Genomic DNA, 7,701 nt, shown 5'->3' with positions numbered 1-7,701 from the left:
ACCAAAGAACGCCGTGCCGAAGAAGAACGACGTGGACGCCGCGGCACCGACGACACGCGTGCCGAACAGGCGCACGTCGATCAAGGCACCTTCCTTGCGACGTGCATGCCACACGAAGCCGATGACCAACGCCAGGCCAAGCAATACACCGCCTACGGCATCGGGCCGGGTGAAGCCTCCACCCGCCGCGGTCTCCGCCAGCCCATAGACGAAGATGGCCAGGCCCGGCGACAGCATCAACAGGCCACGCCAGTCGAGTCCATGATGTGGCTTGGGCTCATCGCGGTCCAGGAAACGCGACGCCGCGAACAAAGCGATCACGCCGATCGGGAGATTGACGAAGAAGATCCAGCGCCACGAGAGATCGTCGACGAACCAGCCACCCAAAATGGGGCCGACGATCGGCGCGACCAGCATCGGGATGCCGACCAGTCCCATGACGCGCCCCATGCGCTCGCGTCCTGCGGCGTGGGAAAGAATGGTCATGCCAGCAGGCATGATCATGCCGCCACCGAAGCCTTGCAGCACGCGAAAGACGATCAGCGATGTCGCCGACCATGCGAGGCCGCATAGCACGGAGCCGAGCACGAACAGCGCGATGGAACCGATGTACAGGCGCTTGGTACCGAAGCGATCGGCCGCCCAACCGGTCAGCGGGATCACCGTGGCAAGCGCCAGCATATAGCCGGTGGAAATCCACTGCGTGACCGACAGCGATGTGCCGAACGAGTGCGACAACTCGCGGATAGCGACGTTGACGATGGTGGTGTCGAGAATCGACATGAAGCTGCCGAGCACGACGACGGAAGCGATGCTCAGCAACCGGCGGTCGAGCGCCGGCGGCGCATCGGTTTTGGCGGGGGCGTTCATTCGGGTTTTTCCGGGGAGCAGTAAGAGGAGCCGGGGGGCGTAGCGAAATGCTTGCGGGTGAGCGCACCAAGGGTAGCCAGGGCACCAGCCAAGGCGGTCCGCTCTTCGTCGGAGAGCGCCTGGACAAAGCGATCTGCGGATCGGCCACGAGCGCGACCGATCTTCTCGAGCGCCTCGCGGCCCGGCTGGGCGAGACCGATGCGCTTGATGCGTCGGTCCGCGTCGTCCTCCCTTCGGGTCAGCAGACCCAGGCGGACCATGCCGTCTACGGCCCGACCGGCTGCTGGCAGCGACAGGGAAACCGTCTCGGCCAGCTCGTTCACCGCGAGGTCCGAGCCCGAGTTATCGAGGATCCACAGCATGCGCAGCTGCGAGAAGGTCAGGTCAAAACCGGCCATGACGGCGGCCACACCGGCCTGGCTGTCCTTGATGATGGGCATGAGGACGCCCATGAGCTCGGCGGCGAGGGGATGCGTGTCTGGAGGTAGCTTGTGCATGGGCGCAATATTACGCCTTTAAGCAATAGTTGCAAGGTCGCAAGTATAAGTGCATACGACGCAAGGCTGATGCCGCCTTCGCACCCTCGCGCCTATGCTCGTTCCATGGCCACCATCGACAAAGAAACCGTCCTCAGCCGCCACCGCCTGGCGCTGGATGCGACTGCCATCGGTCAGGCGATGATCGAAGGCGATATGGAGGAAGCGCGATTTCGCGCCTACCTCCTACGCAGCCAGGCCTCCGAGCTTGGCCTTGAAGATGTCGAGAAAGCCGCCCTGATGGTGGTCRTCATGCTGCCGCCCGACGAACGCCTGCCGAAGCGCGGCATCGGCCGCGCGATGCTGCGGCTCTGCGACACGCTCGACGTCCGACACTAGCTGCCCTCCCCCTCGATTATTTGAACGTAGCCAGCCACTGCAGCAGGCCGTGAGAGAGTTCGGTCCGCTTGTCGGAATACGCGTGGTCGGTCGGCAGATGGAGGGTCGTCACCTGCTTGTCGCCCGCTTTGCGAAGGGCATTCGCAAACGCATCGTCGGCAGGAGCCAAGCCATCGTCCGACGTGATCACGAACGCCGGCCGGTTCTTGAGCGGCCCGACCATGGATTGAAACGCCCACGTTGTCGCGTGGTCAGCAAGATCCGTCGCCAGGCCTTCGGGGGTGCATCCGTTGAGCGGCGCCAGTCCTTCCTCCGCCAGTGCCGCGCCCATCTTCGTGACCGCCTGGGTCCGCGAGCCCTGCTCCTTCGCCTGCATCTCGCCGAACCGGCCTGCCAGGTCAGCTGCAGAAATCATCGCTATGCCCTTGATAGCCGGGTCAGCGGCAGCGGCCTGCACGGCCATGAAGCCACCCATGCTGTGACCGACCAGCACGATGCGTAAAGGATCCAGCCGCAGTCGTTTCGCCGTTTCGGGTTGACGCAGGTAGGCGATCGCGGCCACCACGTCCTCGATGCTGTGCGAGAAGGAGAAATCCCCCGGCGTTCCCCACGACCCACGGTAGTTGAAGAACAGAACGTCCCATCCCGCGCGGCGCATGTCCTGGGCGAGATCCAGGTTGCGTTCATTGCCTGGAAAGCCATGCAACAGGATCACGACAGGATGCGGGCCGGCACCTGCCGCCACGTAAACCAACGCATTCATCGGCGAACCATGGCTGGAAATCTGCATGGTTTCCATCGACGCCTTTGCCGGTGCTTCCAACTTGGAAAGCAGACGATCATCGAAAGGGGCGGCGTGCGCAGATGCCATGACCAGAGACAGGAGCACGTACGTCGAGAACCGCGAAAACGCCGTCGGATGAACCTTCATTTTATTCCCTCGATTGAGATTCCTGGCACCAGGAGCGCATCGTACGTCAACGGCACCCGGCTTCGCTCCGGGTTAACGCACCGACTGTTCCACTGGCGCCCCGTCCTAGCCGGCAACACGCCATGCGCCATCTCGTTGTCGTCCTTGGCGACCAGCTCAACAGGGACTCGTCGGCCTTTGATGACTTCGATCCTGCCGCCGACCGTGTGTGGATGGCCGAGCGTAAAGGCGAGTCCGAACACGTGTGGTCGCACAAGGCCAGGAGCGCGCTTTTCCTGGCCGCCATGCGCCATTTTGCGGCCGGGCTCGACGCCGACGAGGTCCCCCTGACGTATACGCGACTCGCCGACGCCGGCCCCGACGACCTTGTCGAGCTCCTGGCATCGCAACTCCAGGACCTCAAGCCCCGCCGCCTGGTCATGGTCCGTCCCGGCGAACATCGTCTGCGCGAAGGCATCAAGGCTGTCGCGAAGGCGTGTAGCGTGGACTATGTCGAACGCCCGGACCGGCACTTTCTCGTATCCACCGATGATTTCGGCCAATGGGCCAAAGGCAAGACACAGCTTCGCATGGAGCTGTTCTACCGCTGGATGCGCCAGCGCCACGCCATCCTGCTTGATGACAACGGCCAACCCGTCGGCGGCAAGTGGAACTACGATTCAGACAACCGGGGCAGCTTTGGCCGGCAAGGTCCGGGCTGGGTGCCGCGCCCGCTGGCCTTCGCGCCCGATGCCATGACGCAGGAAGCCATCGACGATGTCGCCTCCACGTTTCCCGCTCATCCAGGCGAGCTGGGTGCGTTCGACTGGCCGGTCACGCGCGATCAGGCGCAGGACGCTCTCCTCGACTTTCTCGACAATCGCTTGCCCGCTTTTGGTCACTGGCAGGACGCCATGTGGACCGGGGAGACGTGGCTTTACCATGCACGTCTGTCGACGTGTATGAACCTGCGGCTTCTGTCACCGATGGAAGTGATTGAGGGCGCGCTGGAACGCTTTAAGGAAGGCAAGGTCAGCTTGTCCTCTATCGAAGGATTCATCCGCCAGATTCTGGGTTGGCGCGAATTCGTGATCCAGCGCTTGATGGTGACCGGCAACTTCGCCCTGCTGCTCGGGGTGAYGCCGACGCTGATCCACGAGTGGTATCTCGCGATCTATGTCGATGCCGTCGAATGGGTCGAGGCTCCCAACACCCTTGGCATGAGTCAGTTCGCCGATGGCGGCCGCATGGTCTCGAAGCCTTACGCCGCCTCGGGCCGGTATATCGACCGCATGAGCAACTACTGCACGGGGTGCCGATACAAGCCTGGCGACGCTGTGGGCGACGCTGCGTGCCCGTTCACGACGTTGTACTGGGATTTCCTCGAGCGTCATCGTGCGCGCTTCTGGCATCACCCGCGTGCGGCCCTTCAGTGGCGCTCGCTGGAGCGCTTATCGGCGGACCAGATCGAGGCAATCCAGGAGCAGGCCCGCCGCCTGCGCGCGCAATGGGCGACGCGCTGAGGCTTCGCTCGGTGCTACTTCCCGCGAGTCTTCCATGACGGATACTTGGCAGACGCTCCTGCCGCTGCTAATGTCGCGCCGTCGCCACCGCAGGCGGCCGTAAGCGTTTACGTCAACCAACGCGCATCCTGTCCAGTTGCCCTCGTGGCGGCTGGTCGCTGCGTGGAGTTGATAACGTGAACCTGCTTACCTTTTTCAGGAAACCGGCGTACATCGCCGCCCTGCTCTTCCTTTTCATCAGTATTGGCGACGGCGTGATGCTGCCTTTCTTTGCCCTGTGGGCACAGAAAGACGCGGGCGTGCCGACGGCATGGATTGGCGTCCTTTTCGGCTGTTACGCCGGTGGCGAACTGCTTGCCACACCGCTTCTTGGCGGTATCGCGGATCGCCTGGGCCGACGACCTGTCCTGCTTGCTTCCACCCTGGGCGTTGGCGGCGGATTCCTGCTGTTGTCGTTCTGCCACGGCGTCATTGCGACGGCTGCCGTGCTTCTGCTGATTGGCGTCTTCGAAAGCGTGCTGCATCCGACGGCATTCACCGTGATCGGCGATGTCGTGCCGCAGGACGAGACACGCCATTACTTTGCCGTGGCGCGTGTGCTCTCCAGTGTCGGGCGTGCCATCGGGCCGGCCCTTGGTGCGCTTCTCGTGTTGAGGTCGTTGAGCACGGTATTCGTCGGCTCCGCCGTGGCGCTCCTGATGGCCGCTGCGCTGGTGACATGCTTGCTACCCGAGACTCGCCACGTCGGCACCGCCGGGGAGGAAGACGATGACGAGGAAGGCTTCTCGGCCTTGTTGCCCGCACTTCGCGATCGCCGTCTCGGCGGCTTGCTGCTGTGCTTCATGTTGCTGGAGGTTTCGGGAAGCTGGGTCGAAACGGTCCTGCCGCTCAGCGTGCATGCCGCGGGGACGCTGACGCCTTCGGGCGTCGGCTTGCTCTTTACCTTCGGCGCCGTGCTTACGTCATTCTTGCAGATCCCCGTCACGCGGCTCACCGCTCAAATCAGTGCACGCGTACTGGTGCTCGCCAGCGCGGCGATACTGATCGTGGCCTTTGGCGTCCTTTTGGCCTCGCCGAGCCTCGTTGCGCTTGTCGCGGCGATGGCGTGCTTCTCGATGGCCGACATGTTCTGTGGGCCGCTGATTCCTTCAGCAGTGAACGAACTGGCAGCACCGAAGACGCGGGCGACGTACATGGCTGCCGTGTCGGTGGCGAACGATCTGAAAGACACCGTGGGGCCGGCTAGCGGAACGATGCTGTTCTCGGTAGCGGCCACCTTGCCCTGGGTTATCGGTATTCCGTTGGTGGGAGCCGCAGCGCTGGGGCTGGCTTCGGCGTTGTCGCGAGCACCCATCGCCGATGAATCGGCTCCAACCGAGCCTGTTTCGTAGCACCCATCGCCGATTCATCGGCGAGCCGTTCATCCGTTGATCGGCGCAATCCGCATCAAGACGGTCGCTATCGATGCAGCGCAATGTGCCGGTAGCGGCCAGTCGGCCCCTCGTAAGAAAAAAAGGAGCCCACCCGTGAGACCTCCGACTTCCTCACGCCCGCCGTGGATTTTGATTCTCACGGCCGTCGTCGTCCTGCTCCTTGGCATCGCGCTCAGCGTGCTGGGCGTCAAGCTCGTCACCCTGGGTGGATCGCTGCACTACGTCGTCTTCGGCCTGGGCCTTATTGCCGTCGCGGCATTGCTTTATGCGCAGCGACAGTCGGCCCTCTCGCTCTACGCGGTCATGCTGGTGCTCACGACCGTGTGGGCGCTGTACGAGGTCGGCCTCGATTTCTGGCAACTGTTGCCCCGCCTGGACGTCTGGTTCGCGCTCGGGATCTGGCTCGCCCTGCCTTTCATTCGCCGGCCGCTGCGCGCGACATCAGCGCCGTATCCCGCGGCGTCCCTTGCGCTCGGCCTCGTCTTCCCCTTGGTCGTTGCACTGGTGAGCCTGCCCCGAGAATCGACCACGATCGAGGGCCACCTCGCGCGCGGACTCGATGCGGTCCTGCCGACGGCGGCACTGGGTCCCGGCGGCCTACCGGCCGGCGAGTGGCATACCTATGGTGGCACCCCCTTCGGTCAACGCTATTCGCCCCTGGACCAGATCACGGCCCAGAACGTGGGTCATCTGAAAAAGGCCTGGGAGTTTCACACCGGTGACCTTCCGGGTCCCGAGGATCCGGTCGAAATCACCAACCAGGTCACCCCGCTGAAGATCGGTGACACGTTGTACGTGTGCACGCCACACAGCATTGTGATTGCCGTGGATGCGACCACCGGCAAGGAGCAGTGGCGCTTCGATCCGAAGATTCAGAGCGCGAACGGCACCTTCAAGAAGTGGGAACACATGACCTGCCGTGGCGTGTCGTATCACAACGACGCGGACTATGCGGCGTCCAGTACCGCGCCGGCGGCGGCAGCGACGACGTCAACGGCCTCGACACCGGCAACCACGGCGACTGACTGCCCGCGCCGCCTCTTCTTGCCGACCGCCGACGCGCGCCTGATCGCCCTCAATGCCGATAACGGACAGATCTGCCCCAGCTTCGGCGACAAAGGCACGATCCAGCTCCTCACCGACAATCTCGACGGCAACATGCTTCCGGGTGGTTATTACTCGACGTCGCCCCCGGCGATCACTCGCGATCTCGTCATCATCGGTGGCCACGTCAGCGACAACTATTCCACGCATGAAGCATCGGGCGTCATTCGTGCCTTCGACGTGCACGACGGCCACCTCGTGTGGAACTGGGATGCCGGCAATCCGGACGAAACCACGCCACTGCCGGCAGGCCAGCACTACACGCGCAACTCCCCGAATGTGTGGTCGGTGATGAGCGTGGATGAAGGGCTGGGCCTCGTGTACCTGCCGATGGGCAACCAGACACCGGATACCTGGGGCGGCGATCGCACGGCCGGCGCGGAGAAGTACGCAGCCGGCGTGGTTGCACTCGACATCGCCACGGGCAAGGTGCGCTGGAACTACCAGTTCACCCACCATGATCTGTGGGACAAGGATGTCAGCGCCCAGCCGACCCTCGTCGATCTGAAAACGCCCTCCGGTGTACAGCCCGCCCTCATCTCGACCAGCAAACAGGGCAGCATCTACGTGCTGAACCGGCTGACCGGACAGCCGATCATCCCCATCGACGAAGTGCCGGTCGCCCAGGGCGCGGTGCAAGGCGATCACACCTCGCCGACGCAAGCCCGGTCGCAGCTCAACTACGATCCGCCGAAGCTGACCGAAGCAGACATGTGGGGCACCACGCCCTTCGATCAGGTGATGTGCCGCATCCGCTTCAAGTCCATGCGTTATGACGGGCCATACACGCCACCCGGCGTGACCGAGACCCYCATTCATCCCGGCAATGCGGGCGTCTTCGACTGGGGTGGCATTTCGGTCGATCCGGTTCGCCAGATCGCGTTCACCAATCCCAACTCGTTCGCGTTTGTGTTTCGTCTGGTCCCCGCGGCGGAAGTCGCACGTCGTGAGGCGTCGACCAACGAGAGTTCGGGCGTCCACCCCGA

The 7,701-nt window shown here is 63.6% G+C and carries 7 protein-coding genes; 4 read left to right on the top strand and 3 right to left on the bottom strand.

The window, feature by feature from the left end:
* Both AC1DT2_RS11845 and AC1DT2_RS11840 read right to left on the bottom strand, forming a co-directional pair.
* Window positions 1-870 (bottom strand): DHA2 family efflux MFS transporter permease subunit (locus tag AC1DT2_RS11845; protein WP_477296381.1); only part of this gene is annotated, 870 nt, incomplete at its 3' end.
* Window positions 867-1,367 (bottom strand): MarR family winged helix-turn-helix transcriptional regulator, encoded by a 501-nt coding sequence (locus AC1DT2_RS11840; protein WP_477296380.1) that lies wholly within the window; start codon window positions 1,365-1,367, stop codon window positions 867-869. The genes AC1DT2_RS11840 and AC1DT2_RS11845, both read right to left, overlap by 4 nt.
* Before the next feature lie 105 nt (window positions 1,368-1,472).
* Between AC1DT2_RS11840 and AC1DT2_RS11835 the strand changes: the two genes are divergently transcribed.
* Window positions 1,473-1,745, top strand: a complete 273-nt coding sequence (locus tag AC1DT2_RS11835; protein ID WP_477296379.1) for a hypothetical protein — start codon at window positions 1,473-1,475, stop codon at window positions 1,743-1,745.
* Window positions 1,746-1,761: 16 nt separating this feature from the next.
* Here AC1DT2_RS11835 and AC1DT2_RS11830 read toward each other — a convergent pair whose 3' ends face one another.
* Window positions 1,762-2,676 (bottom strand): alpha/beta hydrolase family protein, encoded by a 915-nt coding sequence (locus tag AC1DT2_RS11830; RefSeq protein ID WP_477296377.1) that lies wholly within the window; start codon window positions 2,674-2,676, stop codon window positions 1,762-1,764.
* Between the two features lie 122 nt (window positions 2,677-2,798).
* Here AC1DT2_RS11830 and AC1DT2_RS11825 point away from each other — a divergent pair, with 122 nt between their 5' ends.
* From AC1DT2_RS11825 to AC1DT2_RS11815, 3 genes are all read left to right on the top strand, one after another.
* On the top strand, window positions 2,799-4,178 hold the full coding sequence (locus tag AC1DT2_RS11825) for a cryptochrome/photolyase family protein (protein WP_477296376.1): 1,380 nt from the start codon (window positions 2,799-2,801) through the stop codon (window positions 4,176-4,178).
* Window positions 4,179-4,354: 176 nt separating this feature from the next.
* Window positions 4,355-5,569 (top strand): MFS transporter, encoded by a 1,215-nt coding sequence (locus AC1DT2_RS11820; RefSeq protein ID WP_477296375.1) that lies wholly within the window; start codon window positions 4,355-4,357, stop codon window positions 5,567-5,569.
* 135 nt (window positions 5,570-5,704) lie between these two features.
* Window positions 5,705-7,701: membrane-bound PQQ-dependent dehydrogenase, glucose/quinate/shikimate family (locus AC1DT2_RS11815; RefSeq protein WP_477296374.1), on the top strand; the 1,997-nt coding region annotated here is incomplete at its 3' end.

It is taken from the genome of Luteibacter sp. P4_E6 (assembly GCF_056401535.1).
The sequence above is the reverse complement of the archived record's forward strand: the minus strand, read 5'-3'. Positions and strand labels throughout refer to the sequence as shown.

Coding starts and splice junctions, on each gene's coding strand:
- AC1DT2_RS11840 (WP_477296380.1), bottom strand. CDS start 1,367: ATGCACAAGCTACCTCCAGACACGCATCCCCTCGCCGCCGAGCTCATG.
- AC1DT2_RS11830 (WP_477296377.1), bottom strand. CDS start 2,676: ATGAAGGTTCATCCGACGGCGTTTTCGCGGTTCTCGACGTACGTGCTC.